The following is a 20,350-nucleotide window of genomic DNA, read 5'->3' as shown; positions in this document are numbered from 1 at the left end:
GCTACTGCAATCGAAGCTGCAGGGCTCGGTGGCGGAAGATCATCCAGCCCAAACCGCCGGCCAGCGCGACGTTCAGCAGCGCCAAAATCAAGAGAACGGCAAGCGTTCCGTGGGCGCCTCCGCGTTCCAGCAGCAATGCCCCGATTGATGGAGCGGCTGCTTGGGCGATCAAGCTCGGCATGGCCAGACGCCCCATTAGCTTTGCGTAGCCGGTGGGGCCGAACAGGGCGAGGGGCAGCGTGCCTCGCGCAATGGTCTCAAGGCCGATGCCGCCTCCATAGAAGGCCAGTGCGACGGCAACAACCGGCATCCCGACCCAAAGCGCTGCAATGCCGACCGCGACGAAGGTCACCGATGCCAGTTTCGTCCAGATCGGATGATGGAAACGAGCGATCATCATCTCGACGGTGCGCGCTGACACCTGTGAGGGACCGACCATTGCCCCAAATCCGACCGCAGCCGCAAGCGTCAGACCACTGGCCTGCAGGATGGTCAGAAGATGAACCGACACTGTCGAGGAGATGACCGCTGCCAGCGTCAGTGTAGCAGCCAGGACGATCATGACCGGTGTTGACGGCGGTTGCAGGGGCATCGACCCCTGAGCGGCCGCAGGCTGACCTTGATGGCTCTCAAGCGGTATCCCACGCGGCAGCATGAAGATGTAGAGCGGCAGCGCGATCAGGAGCTGCACAGCGGCGTAGACCAAGCAGGTGCCCCGCCAACCAATCTCGCCCATCAGGAAGGCCGAAAGAGGCCAGCAGACCGTGCTGGCGAAGCCGCCGAACAACGAAAGTGTGGTGATGGCGGAGCGTGCGCTATGGCCATACAGCCGCCCAAGCGTCGCAAAGGCAGCGTCGTATAGCCCGGCTCCCATCCCAAGCCCGATCACCAGCCATGCCGCGATATACAGGGCAAGGTTCGGGGCGACGGCGAGGCCGATCTGTCCGAGGCCGATGCAAGCCGCGCTGAACGCGAGCACGTTACGGCCCCCATGCCGTTCGATGGAGGCGCCGACGTGCGGCGAAATCACCCCAGCAATGAGCAATCCGAGCGACAAGCCACCGACGACCCATGGCAGAGGCCAGCCGGTATCGGCGGCGACCGCAGGCGCAATGACCGCCGGCAGATAGTATGAGGACCCCCACGCCATGATTTGGGTCAGTCCAAGCACAGTGATCACGGTTCGGCGACCGCGCTCAGTCATGGCTGGCGACACGATCATGCGGCTACTTTGCAACCGCAACCGCCCTTGCCAGCGGCTTTCGCTACGGCGTCGGCGACGCAGCAGGCATCCACCGCGACAGCGGCTGGGCCACCACAACACCCCTTGGAGGCCGAGCCTGCCGCTGATGCCGGAACGGTACAGACGCCGGTCTCAGGCAGCACGAGTTGTACGGCGTCGGCTGCTGCGACGTCCCCGGCGAGCGCTGCTGCAACCGAGCGAACCTGTTCGTAGCCGGTCAGCAGCAGGAAGGTCGGAGCGCGACCATAGCTCTTGATTCCGACCGTGTAGAAGTCTGGTTCCGGGTGGCTGAGTTCGCGATGCCCGTGGGGCGGGACGTCACCGCAAGAATGCTCGTTGGGATCGATTAGAGGCCCTAACGCCTTGACGCTCTCAAGCCATGGGTCGAGGTCCAGCCTAAGCTCGCGGGTCATTGAGAGATCGGGGCGTTGTCCTGTCGCTGCGATGATCCGGTCGACAGGACCGATCTCATGCAATCCATCTTTCGTCTGGCCCTCCACCGTCAGGCGGCCATCAGAGGAGCGGATGGCTACCGCCGCGAAGCCCGGCACCAACCTTGCACGGCCACTTTCCACCAGCTCACGAACGTCAGCGCCTAGCTCGCCACGGGCGGGCAGTTGGTCAGCATCCCCGCCGCCGAAGATACGAACCAGATCAGTGCCGCGTGTCGTCCAGAGGAAAGTGGTTCCGGGCTCCACCGAAGCCAGCCTGTCGAGGTCGAGTAAGGCGTTGGCCGCCGAATGGCCTGAACCGGCAACAAGCGTGGTGCGGCCGGCATAGAGGCTGCGGTCGTGGCCGAGAATGTCGGGAATACCGTAGGCGATCCTGTCGGCAAACTCCGTCTCACCCTCCGCCGCGATCCCACCGGCCCCGAGTGGATTTGGCAGCTGCCAAGTACCTGACGCATCAATAACGGCCCGCGCTCTGTCACGCCTCACCCCGCCGGCTGTCTCAACCACCAGCATGAAGGGCCGCACCTGTCGATCCTTGCTTACGACCTTATCTGCACCCCAGCGGGAGACCCCAACCACCCTCGCGCCAGTTTCGATGGACGACGAGAGTTCAGGAAGCTTTGCGAGCGGCTCAAGGTAGAGCGCAACCAGTTCATCAGCGGTAGGGAATGCTTCCGGCTCCGGCATCGTCCAGCCAGCGCGCTCAAGAAGCCTTCGGGCCGTCTGGTCGACACAGTAGCGCCAAGGGGTGAACACCCGGACATGGCCCCAGTCCCTGAGATTGGTGGCGATGCCAGCGCCAGCCTCGTAGACCTTCACAGGGACCCCCCTTTGAATGAGCTGGACTGCAGCCGCCAAGCCGACCGGCCCTGCCCCGATAACGGCGACGGGGAGAGTGTTCGGATCATTCTTCGACATTGTTCTATCCTTCCAGGATCATCGAAATATGAGACAAAAAAGAAGCTATGCCGCCGCCTCTGTCTCGACACCGATGCAGGCGGCGTCGGCGCAGCACTCGTCAGCCAGGAAGCCGATCAGGTCCCTCATGATGGGATAGTTGGCCCGACAGATCAGTGTCGTTGCCTGCCTTTCCTGTGTCACGAGGCCAGTAAGAATGAGGCGATGGAGGTGATGGGACAGCGTCGAGGCCGCGATGCCAAGACTGTCCTGCAAGTGCCCAACTGGCCTGCCTGCTTCGCCGGCTCTGACCAGTGTCCGATAGAGCTTGAGCCGTGTCGGGTTGCCGATGGCTTCGAGTTGTTTTGCGGCTTGTTCGAGGTTCATGGAAATAGGGTGCACCCATTTTTCCCGCAGGTCAACACCTATTTCGACAATGATCGAAATATGGTCAAACGACCAGCTTGCCGCTCGCGTCAATCACCACCTCGCCATCCTCCTTGGTGAAGGGGCCGATGTCGGGATTGGGCAGGATCGGCAGTACTGCCTCGGAGGGTCGGGCCAATACCACGTCCAGCGGCGTCACTACGATTGGGCGGTTGATCAGGATCGGATGCATGAGCATGGCGTCGATCAGATCGTCGTCCGACCACTTCGGGTCACCGAGCCTAAGCTCCCAATAGGGCGTTCCCTTCTCCCGAAGCAGGGCACGCGGAGTGATACCCATGGCTGCGATCAGTTCAACCAGCTTGGCACGCGAGGGGGGCGTCTTGAGGTATTCGATGATCTCGGGCTCTTCGCCGCTCTGCCTGATCATGGCCAGCGTATTCCGCGAGGTGCCGCACTCGGGGTTGTGATAGATCGTGATTGTCATTCGGCAGGTTCCACTTTCGTGAGGGCTTGGGGTTCCGCGAGTAGCCAGCCAGCGAGCGCCATAGCGACCAGAGCGCCGGCGAGCTGAGCTGCGATGAAGGCGGGGACGTCGAGCGGTCGAATGCCCGCGAAGGTATTTGAGAGGGCACGGGCCACGGCCACTGCTGGGTTCGCGAACGATGTCGAGGCCGTGAACCAGTAGGCGGCGACGATGTAGAGCCCAACCAGCCACGGGATGGCATCCGCTCGGAAGCGGAGGCCCGCGAGGATGGTGAAGACGAGCCCGAAGGTCGCGACGGCCTCGGCGATCCACAGGCCAGACCCCGAGCGCACCGTGGCTGAGAGGCTGAAGAGCGGCATGTCGAACATAGCATGAGCCACCAGCGTGCCGAGAATGCCTCCAGCGAGCTGGGCTGCAACGTAGGTAAGAGCGACGTCGCGGCTGATCTGGTGCCGCAAGCCGAACACGAGCGTGACCGCTGGGTTGAAGTGCGCACCGGAAATCGGGCCGAGTGTGGTGATCAACACGACCAGTATCGAGCCGGTCGGCAGGGTGTTGCAGAGTAGGGCAAGCGCCACGTCATGGGTGAGCCGTTCAGCCATGATCCCGGACCCGATCACAGCCGCGACCAGCATGGCAGTTCCAAGTGCTTCGGCAGCGAGCCGTCGCGGAAGGTCAGCGGACATGGTGGCAAGGCTCCGGTGAGATTGAGGTAGTCAGCATTTGCATGTCGCCGCTTGGATGACTGGCTGGCAAAGCTCGGGGCCGCCCCTGCAGCAGTCTTCCATCAGGTAAGCCAGCAGATTGCGAAAGGCGTTCATGTCGACGAGATACCGGATGATCCGCCCGTCGCGTTCGGCACGAACCAACCCGGCGCGGTCGAGGACCTTCAGATGTGCTGACATGGTGTTCTGCACCGTCCCGAGTTGCGAAGCGATCTCGCCGGCTGGAACACCTTCGGCACCAGCTCTCACGAGCAGCCGGAAAGCCCCAAGCCTTGTGTCCTGGCCGAGCGCAGCCAGCGCGAGAAGAGCGGCTGTCTTGTCCATGCATCCATTCATCCAGATTTGTGGATGTGTGTAGGTCCCAAGCATGACTGTTGGATGACAGGCCGAAGGGGGTCGGAATTTTTTGGCCAAAGATTTGCCCGCCCAATCCGATCATCAGCACGCGCCAAGTTCCCCCCCTGCCGGGCCTCCGGCCTATTAGGACCGCGTCGCGGTCTTGGGCGTGGGACTGGGCTTCCTTGATCGGGGCTTTCTGGAGGTGGCTTCAGAGCCACAGGAGCTGCACTGTGCGACGTACCTCCCGCCCCTGCCCCGGTTGGGCTGCCACTGCACAACTATCTTTGACGACTGGCATCGCTCACAGCGGGCAGGAGCAGCGGCCTTCCGACGAAGGGCCACCGAGGTGTAGACTTCTACGACATGGGAGGTTGCCGAGAAGGCAAGCTCAGCGTCGGCTCTGGTCGCACTTGAGCTGTGGGTGAGCCAGTTCGCCAGCCGCCACGCTCGCTCGGCGGTCGATTTGACATAGGCGCGGGCGTACTCTTTGGCTGCGCCGCCAGCGAGTTCATTGGCGAGCCGGTCGTTCCATGCAACGAAGTCGCCGGCCTTGGGGGTGTCTCCGGTTAATTCAACGTTTGCCGCGTCGATAAGCTCACGGATAAACACTAACAGGCACTCCCGACAGAGCATCCCAATCCCTTGGAACTCCTCGACCTCGTCGGCAACGTCCAGTGCTTCGCCTACTTGTACCAGCTTGCGTTGAGTGACCAAGAACAGCTCAACCTCGGCTGGGGTGCCATGGTAGCGCCGAGCGGCCGCTACGCGAGCCATTAGGCCGATGTGGAACGACAGCGTGTAGTCCATGCTCGGCATCAGCCGCTGGGAGTAGAGGTTGGTCGGGTTGGTGATCACCCACCACCGCTCCTTGTCGGTGTGGACGTCCCATACATCGTAGTCCCGTCCGAAGACACGCTCACTCGTGACCTTCTCGGCGTGCTGGACGATCTCTTCGCCATGAGCCTGCCATTCGAGGTAGTCGGCGATCCGCTTTGCCTCGTCCCCGGAGTGTCGGAACAAGAACCTCTCCAACTCCGCCAACGGCAGTTGGGGCGGGATTACGCACTCATCCTCCATCTTCTTTGTTCTTGATGTGGCCATGGGACCTCCAACTGCATCCTATTTGGCCCGTGACGATGAGTGCAAGCCGGCCAGTGCCTCGCGGCCACCGGGTAGTTCTCTTAGGTGTGCCCTTTCCGAACCGGGGTCAGACTGGTGCGATAAATGCCTCTTGACCAGTCAAAGCGAACCATCTATTAGCGAACCAGTCAAACCGAACTGGAGCGCGGACCGTGACATTCATCAGAGCCTACCTCAGGGCCTCGACCAAGGAACAGGACGCAGGTCGCGCCCGGGGGGACCTTGAGGAGTTCTGCCGCGACCGAGGGCTGACCATCGCCGCCACCTATGAAGAGAACGAGAGCGGGGCCTCGCTGCACAGGCCAGAGCTGTTCCGGCTACTCAGGGACAGTAAGCCCGGCGACATCCTGCTCACAGAACAGGTCGACCGCCTGAGCCGCCTTTCGGACAAGGACTGGGACCAGCTCAAGCGCGAGATTAAGGCCCGTGAGGTGAAGGTCGTGGCGTTGGACTTGCCGACCTCGCACATGATGCTGAAGACCGAGGACGCCTTCACCGGGCGTATGTTCGACGCGATTAACGGGATGCTGCTTGACATGCTCGCCGCCATTGCCCGCAAGGACTATGACGACCGACGCCGCAGGCAGGCTCAGGGGATGGCCAAGGCGAAGGCTGAAGGGCGCATGAAGGGCCGGCCAGAGGATGCCGAACGCAACGAGGCCATCATCGACATGCTGCGGAAGGGCCAGAGCTGGAACACCATTGTGCGAGCCACCAACTGTTCACGCTCGACGCTCGCAAAGCTGGCGAAGCGCCTCGAAGGAACCGAAGCCGCCGCAGGGTGACTGGACGCCCTCACCCACACCACGGGCGAGGCGTCGGCGGGCAACTCGTCGACCCGCAGACAAACGGCACGGCCAACCCCTCTGACACCAACACATCCCCAACATCGCGGCCATCGGCAAAGAGGGACCCGCAGCTTCGCCCGTAGTTGCAGGCGCCAGTGCCCTCTGTCCCCGGCGGGCAAGAACACGGAACCATCTTCAATTCCAGTTTCGCGGCAGCAGCCAGCTCTTTGAGGCGCGCCTTCGCTCGACGCCCAAGGTCTCCCTCAGCGTCGCACCTTGGCTCGATGCTTTCGGGCGCGTTGAAGCCGACCAACCGGGTTCCCTTCGCGGCACCATTGAGCCGAATTGTATCACCGTCCGTGATCGTGAACTGGCTCCTCGCCAATGGCTTCAGGCTTCCAGCGTCTGGCAATGCAGGGCCGGGGTCGAGTGAGAAGGTCGTATGCGGGTGGGAGACGTAGGAGTAGACGAGGGAACCGACGACCAAAGCCAGGGCGAACCCAAAGGCTCTGGCAAACCGGCCGGCCAGATACCGGGCTTCGCGCACGACCGGGCTCCGTCGGCGATGCGGTCTCCAAGTTGGTGACTGAGACTTGTTCGGTCGTGGCTGCGGTGGTGCGGGGCTGCTTGGCGGGACGTAGCCGATAGCCTCGAAGAGCTTGGCGCGCTGCTTGTCGGTCAGCCTCGTGTTGGGGCCGTACTTCACAAGACGGGCGTGAATGTCGACGAGGAAGTGTCTTTGCCATTGGCTGAGGCGACCGCCAGCCAGCGCAATCTCGATGCGGACCTTCAACTCCTCGGGTTCCAAAGTGAATGCCCCCCGGCCTCACAGACAGACCAACGCGGCACCAAGTTGCCGACGCCTCCAGACTAACACCACGCCAGGCCAAGGCCCAGACTGCCGGCCCCGCTCCCTCGCGTCCTATGCGGTGCGCCTGAACCTCGGCAACCCTATCTCCACATCGCCGCATGGGAATGCCGGTTCCGAAGTACATGGCCAACTATTTGGCCGGCATCGCTCATGGCTCGCGCTTCTGTTTCGTGCCCAACAAAAGTCTGAAGCGCCCTTGTCATCCCATCGGGGCCAATCACTGAACTCTGAACTCCTCGCTCAGTGTGAAGGTTGAAGACAACATTTCCTCTGACATTGATGGCCGCAACTCCAGTGCTGGCGAGCCCAGGCAACAGCTCACGCATCCCCACAGTTGCTGTCCAGATGAATGAGCAATCTCGACCCGCAGCATCGCTTGTGATCCCCACAACGACGCCGTCGTCATTGATCGCCACAGGAACGGCGCCCTGACCGCCCAGCGTCCCGAGGTCGATCATTCCACCCTGCTCGGACCAGACAAATGCTCGTTGCGGTCCTCCCGGAAACGTTCTCGCGAACCAGCTATGGCCAATGACAACGCCGCGATTGTTGATGGCTACAGCACGACTATTCCAACCCTCCCGCAATGCGCCGATGGACCGGATTTGAAGGTCTTTGCCAGCGACGAATGCGGTCTCACCCTTGTCGCCCGGGTCATTGCCCGCGATAGTCCAACTGGACCCTATCAGCGTGCCGCTGTTATTGATGGCGAACCCGTGGCTGTGCATGCCGCCCAGCGTATCGAGGACGCGGAACCCATTAGGACCATTGTGGAACGCCCTGTTTGCACCGCCGTCGACCATCATTGTGCCGACGATTTCTCCGGCGTCATTGATGCCGTTCACCTGACTTGGGGCTGTTGCCTCTTCGACGACGTAGAGACCCAAATCATTGGACCAGATGCAGGCGACCGGTGGGTGAGGGTCACCGACTGAGCAGTACCCTCCAGCAAGTCCCGCGTTGTTGACGCACAACGCTTTTGCGTGACCACCAACCCCGGCAGCTCCGTCAAATCGAGGCGTTCATCGCTCGGCACAGATTGGGAAGGTACTGGCAGACATTTATCGGGCTCTGGTTGGACAATCCCGGGTCCGGCGCTGAAGTTCCCAACTGGTACGATTTGAGCTTCCGGCCCCAACAAGCCTCGGATCGTCGCCAGCATGTCCGAACCGTTGGCAATTGTAAGTGGCTCAAAGCGACCAGTTATGGTGCCGTGGGTGTGCCCTATGCCCCTCGTCCGGTACATCGAGTAGCTATACGACGCGCTACTGACGGTGTTGCGTGTGGATGGTGAATTTGAAGCGGCCCTAATCAGAGCAGCCATCTGGCGTTGGATTTGGGATGCATCGTTACCGTTCCGAGCTCCAATTCGAAGCCTTTGCAGGGCGAGTTTCGAAACGGCGGCCACGCCAGAGCCGCACATTACTGTTCGCAAAGCGGGACTTCTATCGACCTCGATCTGTAGTTCCGAAAGCGGCGTCGCTCGTGAAGCCCCGTGAAGCCGATCGACATTCGAAATCATGGCTATTTGGCTCCGTCCTGCCACGAGAGCGCCAACCAGAAATGTGTGGGCGCCCCGAAAGCCCACGGACTTCAGCCAGCGAGTGCCTTCACGACGAAGAACCTCAAGGAGGCCCGGAAATGATGCACTTTCGTCGGGATTTGCGAGGACCCAATCGCGGATGAAGTGTGAGGTGTCCTTCGACTTGCGGACACGACCCACGCCGCAATAGGAGACGATCGCCTGCCAGTCCGGTTGGTCTATGCGAAGAACCTTCGCGGACGCATCAGATACCACACGGCCACCCGAAGACAGGCGCAGGTCGGCAGCAACATGGATGCTGTCACGGGTGGCAAGCATCAAATTCAGCGTCATTGCTGCCCCCAAGGATCGGCCCACCTTAGCATATCAAGGAGGAGAGCCGGAACCAGTCGATCCCGCCGGCATCGACCAACGCGGCAAGGTGCCGCTGTCCTTCGCGCTCCTCTGCTGTTAGACGCTTGCCTGCTCGGCGATGCGGGGTGGCCATTTTGGGGAACAGAATTGACGAATTGGACGGCAAGACGGGAACGGAAGGCCGACGTAATGGGGCGGGCTCAGGAGCCCAGCCACATGTTCGGCCGATGCCGCGTGGTGGGCTGCAGCAAGCCGGCCAGAGCTGGCACCGAGGACGGTCTGGACACTCGGTTCTGTCGATCCCACGCAGATCACTACGCACGCCACGGGAGCCCCTACAGGCCCTCATACGGGGCGCGAGAGGTCGCACCATACCGGGATGCTGCGCTCGCGTGGCTGAAGGCTCACGAGAATGACACCTATGTCCGCAATGCGGTCGACCGTGTGGTCACCTTGCTGCAGACCTCAGGGCCTCATGTGGAGGCGTTCAGGCTTCGCGGGCTGTCGCCCCATGATCGAGCAAAGGCTGCCTGGGCGAGGCTGCGGAAGGCTGCAGTGGACCCTCGCCGGGTGGTGGCGGCATGGCTCGCAATCGAGATGATCATTCGCGATGATCCGCAGGCCGAGCGCAGGGCCGAGTTCAAGCAGGTGCAGGCGGCGAAGCTGATCCACAAGATGGCCTCAGGGACGCACAAGAGGTGGGGCGAGGGGGCGAACGCCAAGGAACTCCACGTCTACCCAAGGTCCCGTGGCCGTGTCCTAAGGCACGTTGGTGAGGCTCTGGAGGAAGCGTGCGCCCTCCTTGTCGACCATCACAGGGCCGGCTTTCCAACTGCAACCCAACCATGAAGATGCGATAGCGATGGACGCAATGAACCCCCAGACCGACGACCGCGTGACTATCCGCCTTGACGGCTTGGTCATGGACCCTGCGACACAAATCAGACAGGAAACCAACGCCGCGACCGTGAGGCAGTATCGGGATGCCATGCGGACCGGTGTGGTCTTTCCTCCCATCACGGTCGCCCCTGTCGATCCGAAGGACCCTGATAAGGGATTTGTGCTGATCGACGGATGGCATCGCGTGACCGCTGTGCAGGCCCTTGGCGGGGAGACGATCAACGCTGTAGTGGCCGCTGGTGTCATGCCGAATGAATACCGGTGGATCGCCGCTGAGAACAACCGAAGCCATGGCCTAAGGCTGACCAACGCGGACAAGCGGGAAGTCTTCAGGGCTTATGTGCAAGCGGGAAGGCACCGAATGGAGAACCGTGGTCGACGGGTGAAGTCGGCTCGGGAGATGGCGCGTGACTTGCAGGGCATCGTCAGTGACCGCCGCATTCCCGTGTGGATGCTGCAGGATTTCCCGAAGGTCTACCGGGCGATGCGCGCAGGCGGCTTGGAGGAGAACCCCGGTTCGGACTTTGGAAAGAAAGACAGGGACGTGATCCATGCCGAATTGGCGACCACAGCCTTGGTGCAATTCAAAGCCTCTTTCTCGGCTATACGGTCGAAGGAACAGCAACAAGCCCTGTTGGTCGAGATCACAAGGGCCGCTCAGGATGTCGCGAAGGTGGCAACGGGCGGGCGCGAACTGCCAGCCGTGATCCCCGAGGACTTCTAAGGAATAATAGAGCAAAATCAACCACATAACCGGCATAGTGCGAAAGTTCGCAATGCTGGGGGCGCACTTGCTCACCTATTGCCTTGTTTCTCTTAGGGAAATCGGAACTTACCTCGGAACAAGGAGAAGCCTCGGCCGCGTCTCGGTAAAGTGGCTTGGGCAAGGGCAAGCAGCCTTGACGCTGAGGTACAGCATTTGATACCCATTGAGGTACATCAACGCATTCGCGCCTCGGGGGGCGGTCGACCCGTAAGATATTGAATTAAAAGGCCAAATTCCGGTCTGGAGCGATAGTTCGATCCAGCGTGGAGACCCCGGCTAGGGGCACCATTTTTTATCTCACGCCAGTTCGCTTCGCTCACGGGCTCCGATGGGGCGGCCTGACCGGCCGACGGGCGGTCGCCCTTGCGAACCCTCCGGGTTCGAACAGTGCCTCGAACACAGAGCCAACCGCGGCTGCTGAGGATGACAGCGATAGCGCCAATCAGCGGCGGCCGGTAGCCCCGCTCTACGTGCTCTCAGGCCGCCGCACGGTGTTCTTCACGGGCAGCTTCCCACACTTCCCGGGCCGCGTCGGCGTTCATGACCGCGATCCCCAATCCCACCGCCAAATCGGGCCACGCGGAATGCCAGAGCAAGGCCGTGACCAACCCTGCGGCAATAATGGCGATGTTGGCCAAGGCGTCGTTGCGGGCCGACAGGAAGGCCGCCTTTGTGAGGCTGCCGCCACGATGCCGGTGCGCGGCGAGCATGTAGGCACAGGACAGGTTGACGGCGAGGGCGCCAAGTCCCGCCAAGGTCAAGGCGATGGGCTGCGGCGGCACCGGCACGTTGAACTTTTCCCAAGCCGTCCAGAGCGTTGCCAGACCCGGCATGAGAAGGATGAGCGCCAATGCCATCCCCACCCGCGCACGGGAGCGCACAGACCACCCAAGTGCGAGCAGGATAAGGAGGTTCACGGAAGCATCTTCAAGAAAGTCGATGCTGTCGGCGAACAGGGACACTGATCCAATGGCGAGCGCCACAGCGAACTCGATCCCGAAATAGGCAAGATTGAGAAGCGCGACGATGAGGACGATGCGGCGAAGGTTCATCTTCTGGCAGTATCCGAAACCAGTGTGTGGAGCTACAGCTTCGCGGTTTCCAAGGAAAGCCCCTGCTCGTTCCGGGTCCCGGCCGATGGCGGTTGCCCTTGCGACCTTTTGCGTTCGAGCCGCGCCTCGAACACGGACTTAGCGCATATTCCCCGTATGCCCTTGCGAATACCGCCCCGGCTGTGGCCACACCGTCAGGCCGTGCGGCTCTGAGCCAACCCGAAACTTGGTCACCGCGCCTGATGTCGTGTCGATCATGTAGGCGGCACTGTCGAAGCGGCCGGACAGCCATAGTTGTTTGCCGTCGGCGCTGACGTTGCCCATGTCGGGGCTGCCGCCGCCGGGGATCGGCCATTGCGTGACGACCGCGCGGGTAGCGAAGTCGATCACCGTCACGCTGCCCGGTCCCTTTGCCTGGCCCTGCTCCATCTTGTGCGAGCCCCGGTTCGAGACATAGAGCCGCTTGCCGTCGCGGCTGACGACGAAGCCATGGGCGCCGATGCCGGTCGGGATGAAGCCGATTTCCTTGAAACTGTCGCCATCGACGAGGAACACGCCGTCATTCATCATGTCGGCGACGTAAAAAACCTTGCCGTCGGGCGAGAGGCGGATGTCCTGCGGCATGCCCATTTTCGAGAAGTCGAGATGGCCAAGCACCTTCTGGTTCTTCAGGTCGATCTTTGCCAATCCGCCATTGCCGTATTCGCAGGTGAAGATCGCGTAGGCCCCGTCGACCGAGAATTCGGCGTGGTTGATGCCGGGGCAAGTGGGCGTCGGCAGGCTCGACATTAGCGCCATGGTGTGAGGATCGCGGAAATCGAGCCGCTCCAGGGCTTCGTCGACGACGATGGCCGCGCCCGGCATGAAATACAAATTGTAGGGATCGTCCACGGCGATCTGCGGGCCGGGCTTGCCGGTCATCGGGTCGATCGGCGTCAGGCTGCCGTTCTTGCCGGTGCCATTGTTGGCGACCCAGAGCGTCTTCAGGTCCCAGGACGGCACGACGTGCTGCGGTTTGCTGCCGACCGGGAACCTGTCGACTTCCTTGAGTGTCATGGTGTCGATCACCGTGACGCTGTTGGAGGAGCGGTTCGGCACATAGACGCGCGGCAGTGCACCCAGCGTGGCCGGGCTGAGATAGCTGGCGGCGGTGTGGCTGTAGATGTTGATGGACGGCGCGGGCTCGCTGCAATCCTCGGGACAGCTATCGGCCCAGGCGCGGACAGGCAGCAGTGCAAGCAGCGAAAAGGCCGCACGGGGACCGGCGTGACGCAAAAAGGTTCTGATCATCAGGATGGCTTGTCGTGAAGGCCGGCCGAAATTGCCGCGCCGACCCATAGCTGGTGTCTTGCCGTTGATCCAGTGGCTATCGCCGTCCCAGCAAACTCTTCACGCGGTTGCGCAGCAGGCGGGCCATGTTGCGGGTCTCGCGGTAGAGATGCAGCTGCGAGGCGGCCTGGCGGGCGAGGCGGTCGGCATCCGGCGTCAGCCCGATCACCAGCGAGCCCATCGGCTTGCGCTCGCTCCACAGCCGGCTCATCACCGGGTGGTCGGGCACGGCGCAGGAATCGGTCATCATGATGTTGGGGTCGTCGAGATGCTGCCTGGTCACCTCGATCATCAGCAGCGTGCCCGGCGAATAGGTCGCCAGCGTCTCGTCATAGGCGGTCTTCCAGGTGTAGGCGACGCCGGCCTCGACGAAGACGACCAGGCAGGCGATTGTGCGGCCGTCCAGCGTCAGCGAATGGATGCGGCACATGTCGTGCTCGGCCAGCCGGTGCACGGCTTCGCGGGCAAAGGCGGCGCGGTAGCGGTCGATGGCCATGGCGGTGCGCTCGCGGCCCTTCCAGCCGGCCGCCTCCAGCGTCAGGAAACTTTCGATGGCGTGGCGGATTTCGTCCGGTCCCGCGCCACGACATGCTCCAGCCTGCCGAGATCCCCCAGGCGCCGTTTCAGGCGGCGGAATTCGCGGTAGTGGTGCGCGCGCAGCGATGCTTTCAAATAGGCCTCGCCGTCGAGGGTGCTTTCGAGCACCGGCCGGTCCGCCTTGCCGGTGGTGACCATTGTCAGGCCGCGCGTCTCGGCAACGGTGGCCAGCACGCTGGCCAATGGGCCGTCAAGGCGCATGTCGGGCAGCACGAAGACCTTCGGCAGCTTGAGATGCGGCCGCGACAGCATGCCGAAGAAATCCTCGACGACGCCGATCGGGTCGTCGTGGTCGACCAGCGGTGTGCCGATCGGGCCGAACGGGCTCGACCAGGTGCGCATCACCGGAACGCCGAGCGGCACGGCCGGCCTTTCGACCGAGAACGGCACCAGCAGGCGCAGCCGGTTGCGGTATTCGTCGCCGTCGCGGATCACCGCCAGCTTGACCTCGCGATCTTCCAGCCGGGGCATGGCCGGCGCCAGAAAGCGCGGGTTGAAGAAGACGTTGGGCTCGATCGTGCGGGTGCACAGATAGTCGAGTTCCTCGACCAGTTCGAAGCCGGCCGAAGCCGGATAGATCGCCAGCTTGCGCAGCGGCCGGTTGTTGGCGAGGATCTCGAGATGCGCCGGATCGGCGTCGCGCGCCAGGCCGGCAAGGCCGACACCATGGCGCCGGCCGGACCGCCGCTGGTTTCCTCGATCAGCGGGATGGCGGCCATCAGGCGGCTCCCCTGGCTGCGGGCACGAAGATCAGCATGACGATGCCGAGCTTGCGCCAGACGGTGAAGGACAGGGCACTGGCTTCGAAGACCATGGCGAGGCTGGTGGCGATCGCCGCCCCCCACAGGCCGAAGAGCGGGATCAGCACCACGTTGAGGCCGATGTTGAAGGCCAGCGTCATGGCATAGACGGCGGCGCAGATGTTCTGGTTGCCGCTCATCGTCAGAAGGCTTTCGCAAGGGCCGACGGCGGCGCGCGCCACGACGCCGAACACCAGCAGGAACAGCAGCGGATAGCCGGCGGTGAATTCGGGGCCGAACAGCACCAGCATCGGCTCGCCGAGCGCCAGCACCAGCAGCGCCATAAGCAGCGAGGGCCAGAACGTCCACGACACGGTCTCGCGGGCGAAGGCGGCGAGCTTTTCCGGTTCGCCATGGGTGAACTGCGCATAGCGCTGGGCAACGCCGGCCTTGACGGAGAAATAGACGAAATGCACCAGCGCCAGCGTCTTGACGGTGGCGAAATAGACGGCGACGTCATTGGGCTGGAGATAGGCGCCGACCATCAGCACGTCGGCGTTGGTGAGCAGGAAGAAGAAGCTCTCGACCAGGAAGATCGGCAGCGAGACGATGAACCACTCGGCGAAATGCACCTTCATCGGCCCGGCCGGGATATTCCTGCCCATGCGCGTGGTCACGCCGATGAGCTGGCCGAGCGTGGTGGCGTAGGTGGCGGCGATCGAAGCGAAGATCGCTGTCCTGGCGTCGGGCGCATAGCCCATTGCCAGCATCAGCGCCATCAGCGCCAGGATCAGCACCGGCCGCACCAGATATGTCGGCGACAACGCAAACAACGCCCAGGAATTGGCGCGTGACTGGCCTTGCAGCAGATCGCCCATGGCGATCATCGGCAGGCAGAACAGGCCGAGGATGAAGGGCATCACATAGTAGCTCTCGATCCAGTTCGCGCACAGCCAGACGCCCAGTGCGCCAAGTCCGGCGATCGCGGTCGAGGCAATCAGCACGAACAGGCGGCTGGCGACCACGATGCCGCGCAGCTCGGCCAGCATGTTGCGTTCGCGATATTCGGGGATGAAGCGGATGACCGAGGTGTGGAAGCCGAGGCAGGCGAGGTTGCCGACGATGACCATCGTCACCCAGACGAGGACGAAGATGCCGTATTCGAACGAGCCCATCCAGCGCGCCATCAGCACCTGGCTGATGAAGGCGATGACGGCGCTGACGATGCGGATGGCAAAGGCGATCAGCGACATGCGGCCGGCTTCGCCGCGTTCGTCGGCGGTGAACAGCACCGCATCGATGCGGCCAAGCAACGGCCTCATGCGCAACGCCAAGCGCTGCGGCAAGAACCGCCCGGCCGTCGTCGCCGCGGAAAAGCGCACCCCGATGTCTCTCCGTTTTCCGCCTGTTTCCAAGCTTTCGATGTATCCGAAACACCTTAAGAAAGGGTGGGCAGGTGCGGGTGCGCCGAGGGGCCAAGGACGGCCGCGTGTGCAAGGTGCGTCATCGTATGCCGGGGCATAATAAAAGGCGAGCGAACGCCGGGGAAGACTGGGGAGCCGGTCGGCGTTTCGCTCGCCCCTCCCCCGCCAAGGGGGATGGCCAGGCACCGGATGTCCGGTGCCCGAGGTGTCACATGTGAGGCGTTACATCCCCTTCATGGCGTCGCACGACACGTTCGGGTTCATGTCGGCAAAGGCGCCCGTCGGGTTCTGTTTCCATGCCCAGACGTGCAGTTCGTAGAACGGGCCGAGGCCGTAGCGATTGGGGGCGCTGTTGAAGTTGAACAGCTGGCCTTCGAGCGAGGCCGGGCCCTTCGAGGTGATGTATTCGACCGCTATCAGCTTCAGGCTGCCGTCGGCCGTCGGCTCGTACATCACCGCTTCGGGCTTGGCGACATCGACGGCATCGTCCTTGAGATAGGCGCCGTTGACATAGTGGATGCCCATGGCGCCGCCGGTGATGCCGCTGGCGCAAGGGATGGGGGCATAGCCTTCGGCGGTGGCGGCTGCCACATTTTCGAAGCGGCTGTTGGCTGCGCGCACCTTTTCGGCCAACGGGTTGGCGTCGTGCGCCTGGGCGGCCGCACCCGCCGCGATCGAGATGGCGGCGAAAGCCGCGAAGCGTGTCGTCCAAAGCATTTTGGTCATGGTCTTCCGTTCGTTTGTTGACGCTTGAGGCGACGGCGGCCGATGCCGAAACGCCTGCGGCGTTGGTTTAGGATTTGGTTTGTCCGTCCCGGTTCATGCGATGCGGCTTCCGTTGCCGGGCTTTGGCCGCAGCCCTTAAAAACCGTGAAAAATCAACGATCCCAAAAGTAATATTGCCAATATTCCTGCGGGACGTCCCGCTCCGATAGCCCGATGTCGCGCCTCAGATAGTCGCCTTCCGGGGGCAAGCGCCGCCTTTCAGACAGATACGCAGGCAGCTTCGACGCGAACCGCCATAGACGGCCGAGCACGGAGGTTGGCCGGCCGGTCTTTCCCAGGACAGGCCCGATTCCACCGAGCGGCAGGCCATCAGGCAGTTCGCCATGGCCGCGAAGGACAGTTTGATGCTCATCACCGTGGCGACCGAACGCAGGATCAGAGGTAAAAGTAAGGGTCAAGAACCCGCACCTCCGTGATCTTGTCGACCGGCAGCGAGTTTTTCTGAGCGGTGCTGCGGATCGCTTCGGGCGTCGGCGCGTCGTAGATGCAGAAGCTGTGCTTCTTGTCGGGCGTGACGAAGGACTGGATCCAGGTGACGCCCTTTTCGGCATTGCGCATGACGACGCCGCCCACCGCGCTGGCGCCGATGTCGGTCATCGGTATGTTGAGGCCGTCCGGAAATGTGCGTTCAATCAGGTAGCGAGGCATGGAAGGTTTCCTTTTCCATTGGTTCACGCTCGATCGGAGCGCGGCTGGACGTTGACCACGCCCGCCCGGCCCGCGCATCGGAACGATTCCCCATATTGGACGGGACGATTCCCTATATTGGCGTCGTTCTTTGTGGAAAGAGGCACGGCAATGTGTGCAAAGTCACATTGCGTCGCTTTCTTCACGGGCTAATCGTGAGCGGCCCGCCATGGTGGGAAAACTCCGATCCTGTGAGACGATGACAATGATGCTTCTGGAACGGCAGACGCAGCTGCAGCAGTTGGAGAGCCTGCTTGGCGATGCAATAGGCGGCCATGGCCGCGTCGCCGTGCTGGCCGGGGAGGCCGGCGCCGGCAAGACGGCGCTTGTCGAGGCATTCGCGGCCCGTGTCGGAGAGAGCGCGGCGACGTTGCGCAGCGCTTGCGAGGATCTGTCGATCCCCGATCCGCTGGGGCCGCTTTACGATCTGGCCCGTGAGGCGCAATGGGCGCTGCCGCGCGCAATCGACGCCCGGCATGGGCAGAGACTGCCGCTGTTTTCCGATGCGCTCGACGCTTTTGCGGCCAAGGGGCCGTGCCTGCTGATCATCGAAGACCTGCACTGGGCCGACGATGCGACGCTCGATTTCGTGCGCTTCCTCGGCCGGCGTATCGTCAACACCCACATCCTGCTGTTGCTGACGGCGCGCACCGACCGCAGCGAGGGACAGATGCGGGTGCGCCGCGCCCTGGGCGAAATCCCGGCCGGCAGCGTGGCGCGCATCGACGTGCCGCTGCTCAGCCAGGCGGCCGTGCTGTCGCTCGCCGATGCGGCCGGACGCGATGGCGACGCCATCTACCGGGCGACCGCCGGCAATGCCTTCTTCGTCACCGAATTGCTGTCGGCCGAAAACGAAACGGCGCTGCCGGCAAGCGTGCGCGACGCCGTGTTGGCGCGGGCTGAACGGCTGTCGCCAGGCGCCCGCGCAATGCTCGACGCGGTGTCGGTGTTTCCGCGCCGCGCCGACGCCTGGGCCCTGCAGGGCCTGTGCGGCGTCGCCAGCGCCGGCCAACTGGCCGAGTGTGTCGCCAACGGGCTGCTCGACGATCTGGGCGACGGCTACGCCTTCCGCCACGACATCGCGCGACGCGCCATCGAAATGATGCTGACGACGTCGCACAGGCGGCAGTTCAACCAGCGTGCGCTGGCGGCACTGCTCGAAAATGGCGACGTCTCCACAGGCCGCCTGGTGCATCATGCGGTCGAGGCGCACAATCTGGCGGCGGTGCGCGAACTTGCGCCGATCGCCGCGCGCGAGGCGTCGCGCGTCGGCGCCCATCGCGATGCCGCCGGCTATTACGAGATCGCCTTGCAGCAGGCCGACAGCCTGCCGGTGATTGACCGCGCCGCGCTCTACGAAAGCCATGCGTTCGAGTGCCATCTCATCGGCAAGATCGACGACGCGCTTGCAGCGCAGGGCGAGGCGCGCCGGTTGCATCAGGCAGACGGCAACAGGCTGAAGGAGGGCGACAGCCTGAGATGGCTCTCCCGGCTGAGCGAAATGGGCGATGACCGCGAGGCGGCGGCCGCCTTCGGCGCCGAGGCTGTGGCGATGCTGGAAGCGGCTCCCGCCGGCCCCGAACTCGCCATGGCCTATTCGAACCTTTCGCATCTGGCGATGCTGTCGGAGAGGGTGGAGGACACACTGTTCTATGGCGAGAAGGCAGCGGCGCTGGCTGCGCGGATGAACCGTCCCGACATCGCCTCGCATGCCCTCAACAATGTCGGCTGCGTCGAGCAGTGGCTCAATCCGGATGCGGGACGCCTGCGCCTCGACCAAAGCCTTGAAATTGCGCTCCAGGGCAATTTCCAGGAGCATGCCGCGCGCGCCTTCACCAACCGCGCCTGTTTCGAGATCACCCAGATGAGCTACGACGCGGCACGTCCGGTGCTCGAGAGCGGCATCCACTATTGCACCGAGAACGACCTCGGCACCTGGCGCGACTATCTCAGGGGCATGCTGGCCGATGTGCAGCTGCGTCAGGGCCAATGGGATGAGGCCGCCGCGACGGCAAGCGATGTCATCGACAATGAGCGGACAACCACCGTGGGCCGGTTTCCGGCGCTGCTGGCACTGGCGAAACTGCGCCTGAGGCGCGGCGATCCCTCGGCCGAGCCGCTGTTCGCCGAAATGGCGCGTCTGGTCGGAAGCGGCGGCGACCTGCAGATGCTGAGCTCTTACGCGGCGCTGATGGCGGAGCAGGCATGGCTGGGCCTGGCCGACAGGCAAGAGGCGCTGGCGCTGATCACCCGCGCCGAAACGCCGGTGCGCTCGCGTGCCCATGTCGGTGAGCTGGCTCTGTGGCGAACATTGCTCTCTCCCGATATGCCGGCCGGCGACACCGCCGAGATGGCGACACCATACCGGCTGCTCCTGACCGGCGACTGGCGTTCGGCTTCGGCACTCTGGTCCGAATTGAATGCGCCATACGAGCGCGGACTGGCGCTCATCCTCGGCGACGACGAGGGGCAGCGGCTGGCATTGGATATTTTCGACGGCCTGGGGGCAAGGCCGGCAGCCCAGCGCCTGCGCGATATCATGCGCAAGAACGGCGTTGGCGGCATCGCCCGCGGCCCGCGCCGCTCGACGCGCGCCAACCTCGCCGGCCTCACCTTGCGCCAGATGCAGGTGCTGCAGCTGATCGAACGCGGCCTCTCCAACAAGCGGATCGCCGAGCAATTGACGATTTCGCCAAAGACGGTCGATCACCATGTCTCGGCGGTGCTGGGCAAGCTGGACGCGGTCTCGCGCGGCGAAGCGACGGCGGCGGCGCGCGATTCGGGGTTGTTGTGAGGTTTTGACGAGGGTTGGACCGAGAGGTCGCGATCCTTCGCACCCCCCT

The 20,350-nt window shown here is 63.3% G+C and carries 17 protein-coding genes and 1 pseudogene; 3 read left to right on the top strand and 15 right to left on the bottom strand.

Translation table 11 applies throughout. From position 1 onward, the window contains the following. Position 1 precedes the first annotated feature (1 nt). The 7 genes from NLY44_RS18675 to NLY44_RS18645 all read right to left on the bottom strand — a co-directional run bounded on the left by NLY44_RS18675 (position 2) and on the right by NLY44_RS18645 (position 5,631). Complete coding sequence (locus NLY44_RS18675; protein ID WP_023804548.1) at positions 2–1,222, bottom strand: MFS transporter; 1,221 nt, start codon at positions 1,220–1,222, stop codon at positions 2–4. Beyond that, positions 1,219–2,613 (bottom strand): NAD(P)-binding protein, encoded by a 1,395-nt coding sequence (locus tag NLY44_RS18670; protein ID WP_023804549.1) that lies wholly within the window; start codon positions 2,611–2,613, stop codon positions 1,219–1,221. Before NLY44_RS18670 ends, NLY44_RS18675 begins: the two co-directional genes overlap by 4 nt. A gap of 45 nt (positions 2,614–2,658) precedes the next feature. Continuing rightward, positions 2,659–2,979 (bottom strand): ArsR/SmtB family transcription factor, encoded by a 321-nt coding sequence (locus tag NLY44_RS18665; protein WP_023804550.1) that lies wholly within the window; start codon positions 2,977–2,979, stop codon positions 2,659–2,661. A gap of 64 nt (positions 2,980–3,043) precedes the next feature. Continuing rightward, on the bottom strand, positions 3,044–3,466 hold the full coding sequence (gene arsC, locus NLY44_RS18660; RefSeq protein ID WP_023804551.1) for an arsenate reductase (glutaredoxin): 423 nt from the start codon (positions 3,464–3,466) through the stop codon (positions 3,044–3,046). Then, positions 3,463–4,152, bottom strand: a complete 690-nt coding sequence (locus NLY44_RS18655) for an aquaporin (protein ID WP_023804552.1) — start codon at positions 4,150–4,152, stop codon at positions 3,463–3,465. The genes arsC and NLY44_RS18655 overlap by 4 nt, the downstream gene beginning before the upstream one ends. A gap of 30 nt (positions 4,153–4,182) precedes the next feature. Continuing rightward, positions 4,183–4,515, bottom strand: a complete 333-nt coding sequence (locus NLY44_RS18650) for an ArsR/SmtB family transcription factor (RefSeq protein ID WP_023804553.1) — start codon at positions 4,513–4,515, stop codon at positions 4,183–4,185. A gap of 156 nt (positions 4,516–4,671) precedes the next feature. Further along, the gene (locus NLY44_RS18645; protein ID WP_050588869.1) at positions 4,672–5,631 is read right to left on the bottom strand and encodes a hypothetical protein; all 960 of its coding nucleotides are present in this window, start codon (positions 5,629–5,631) and stop codon (positions 4,672–4,674) included. Between the two features lie 191 nt (positions 5,632–5,822). On the opposite strand from NLY44_RS18645, the gene NLY44_RS18640 reads away from it, so the two are divergent. Continuing rightward, positions 5,823–6,455, top strand: coding sequence for a recombinase family protein (locus NLY44_RS18640; protein ID WP_023804555.1), 633 nt, complete (start codon positions 5,823–5,825; stop codon positions 6,453–6,455). Positions 6,456–7,409: 954 nt separating this feature from the next. Here NLY44_RS18640 and NLY44_RS18635 read toward each other — a convergent pair. Continuing rightward, positions 7,410–8,216 (bottom strand): hypothetical protein, encoded by an 807-nt coding sequence (locus NLY44_RS18635; RefSeq protein ID WP_286454832.1) that lies wholly within the window; start codon positions 8,214–8,216, stop codon positions 7,410–7,412. Between the two features lie 1,812 nt (positions 8,217–10,028). Here NLY44_RS18635 and NLY44_RS18630 point away from each other — a divergent pair. Then, the gene (locus NLY44_RS18630; protein WP_156940967.1) at positions 10,029–10,850 is read left to right on the top strand and encodes a ParB N-terminal domain-containing protein; all 822 of its coding nucleotides are present in this window, start codon (positions 10,029–10,031) and stop codon (positions 10,848–10,850) included. 518 nt (positions 10,851–11,368) lie between these two features. Here NLY44_RS18630 and NLY44_RS18625 read toward each other — a convergent pair. The 7 genes and pseudogenes from NLY44_RS18625 to NLY44_RS18595 form a co-directional block, all read right to left on the bottom strand. Next, positions 11,369–11,944, bottom strand: coding sequence for a cation efflux transmembrane domain-containing protein (locus NLY44_RS18625; RefSeq protein WP_023673757.1), 576 nt, complete (start codon positions 11,942–11,944; stop codon positions 11,369–11,371). A 138-nt stretch (positions 11,945–12,082) separates the two neighbouring features. Further along, a complete protein-coding gene (locus tag NLY44_RS18620; protein ID WP_023704302.1) occupies positions 12,083–13,234 on the bottom strand; it encodes a YncE family protein in 1,152 nt (383 codons plus the stop codon). A gap of 76 nt (positions 13,235–13,310) precedes the next feature. After that, a pseudogene (locus tag NLY44_RS18615) lies at positions 13,311–14,589 on the bottom strand (GNAT family N-acetyltransferase). Then, positions 14,589–15,992, bottom strand: a complete 1,404-nt coding sequence (locus NLY44_RS18610) for a lipopolysaccharide biosynthesis protein (RefSeq protein ID WP_023804559.1) — start codon at positions 15,990–15,992, stop codon at positions 14,589–14,591. The pseudogene NLY44_RS18615 and the gene NLY44_RS18610 overlap by 1 nt, the downstream one beginning before the upstream one ends. Positions 15,993–16,256: 264 nt before the next feature. Then, on the bottom strand, positions 16,257–16,760 hold the full coding sequence (locus tag NLY44_RS18605) for a hypothetical protein (RefSeq protein ID WP_023686685.1): 504 nt from the start codon (positions 16,758–16,760) through the stop codon (positions 16,257–16,259). Between the two features lie 152 nt (positions 16,761–16,912). Continuing rightward, positions 16,913–17,218, bottom strand: a complete 306-nt coding sequence (locus NLY44_RS18600) for a hypothetical protein (RefSeq protein WP_081731383.1) — start codon at positions 17,216–17,218, stop codon at positions 16,913–16,915. Beyond that, on the bottom strand, positions 17,196–17,468 hold the full coding sequence (locus NLY44_RS18595) for a DUF4242 domain-containing protein (protein ID WP_023673765.1): 273 nt from the start codon (positions 17,466–17,468) through the stop codon (positions 17,196–17,198). The genes NLY44_RS18600 and NLY44_RS18595 overlap by 23 nt, the downstream gene beginning before the upstream one ends. A gap of 244 nt (positions 17,469–17,712) precedes the next feature. Between NLY44_RS18595 and NLY44_RS18590 the strand changes: the two genes are divergently transcribed. Next, on the top strand, positions 17,713–20,301 hold the full coding sequence (locus NLY44_RS18590) for an ATP-binding protein (RefSeq protein WP_286454828.1): 2,589 nt from the start codon (positions 17,713–17,715) through the stop codon (positions 20,299–20,301). The last annotated feature ends 49 nt before the right edge of the window (positions 20,302–20,350 follow it).

It is taken from the genome of Mesorhizobium sp. C089B, assembly GCF_030323125.1.
Taxonomy (GTDB): domain Bacteria; phylum Pseudomonadota; class Alphaproteobacteria; order Rhizobiales; family Rhizobiaceae; genus Mesorhizobium.
The sequence above is the reverse complement of the archived record's forward strand: the minus strand, read 5'-3'. Positions and strand labels throughout refer to the sequence as shown.

Coding starts and splice junctions, on each gene's coding strand:
- NLY44_RS18675 (WP_023804548.1), bottom strand. CDS start 1,222: ATGATCGTGTCGCCAGCCATGACTGAGCGCGGTCGCCGAACCGTGATC.
- NLY44_RS18670 (WP_023804549.1), bottom strand. CDS start 2,613: ATGTCGAAGAATGATCCGAACACTCTCCCCGTCGCCGTTATCGGGGCA.
- NLY44_RS18665 (WP_023804550.1), bottom strand. CDS start 2,979: ATGAACCTCGAACAAGCCGCAAAACAACTCGAAGCCATCGGCAACCCG.
- arsC (WP_023804551.1), bottom strand. CDS start 3,466: ATGACAATCACGATCTATCACAACCCCGAGTGCGGCACCTCGCGGAAT.
- NLY44_RS18655 (WP_023804552.1), bottom strand. CDS start 4,152: ATGTCCGCTGACCTTCCGCGACGGCTCGCTGCCGAAGCACTTGGAACT.
- NLY44_RS18650 (WP_023804553.1), bottom strand. CDS start 4,515: ATGGACAAGACAGCCGCTCTTCTCGCGCTGGCTGCGCTCGGCCAGGAC.
- NLY44_RS18645 (WP_050588869.1), bottom strand. CDS start 5,631: ATGGCCACATCAAGAACAAAGAAGATGGAGGATGAGTGCGTAATCCCG.
- NLY44_RS18625 (WP_023673757.1), bottom strand. CDS start 11,944: ATGAACCTTCGCCGCATCGTCCTCATCGTCGCGCTTCTCAATCTTGCC.
- NLY44_RS18620 (WP_023704302.1), bottom strand. CDS start 13,234: ATGATCAGAACCTTTTTGCGTCACGCCGGTCCCCGTGCGGCCTTTTCG.
- NLY44_RS18605 (WP_023686685.1), bottom strand. CDS start 16,760: ATGACCAAAATGCTTTGGACGACACGCTTCGCGGCTTTCGCCGCCATC.
- NLY44_RS18595 (WP_023673765.1), bottom strand. CDS start 17,468: ATGCCTCGCTACCTGATTGAACGCACATTTCCGGACGGCCTCAACATA.
- NLY44_RS18590 (WP_286454828.1), top strand. CDS start 17,713: ATGATGCTTCTGGAACGGCAGACGCAGCTGCAGCAGTTGGAGAGCCTG.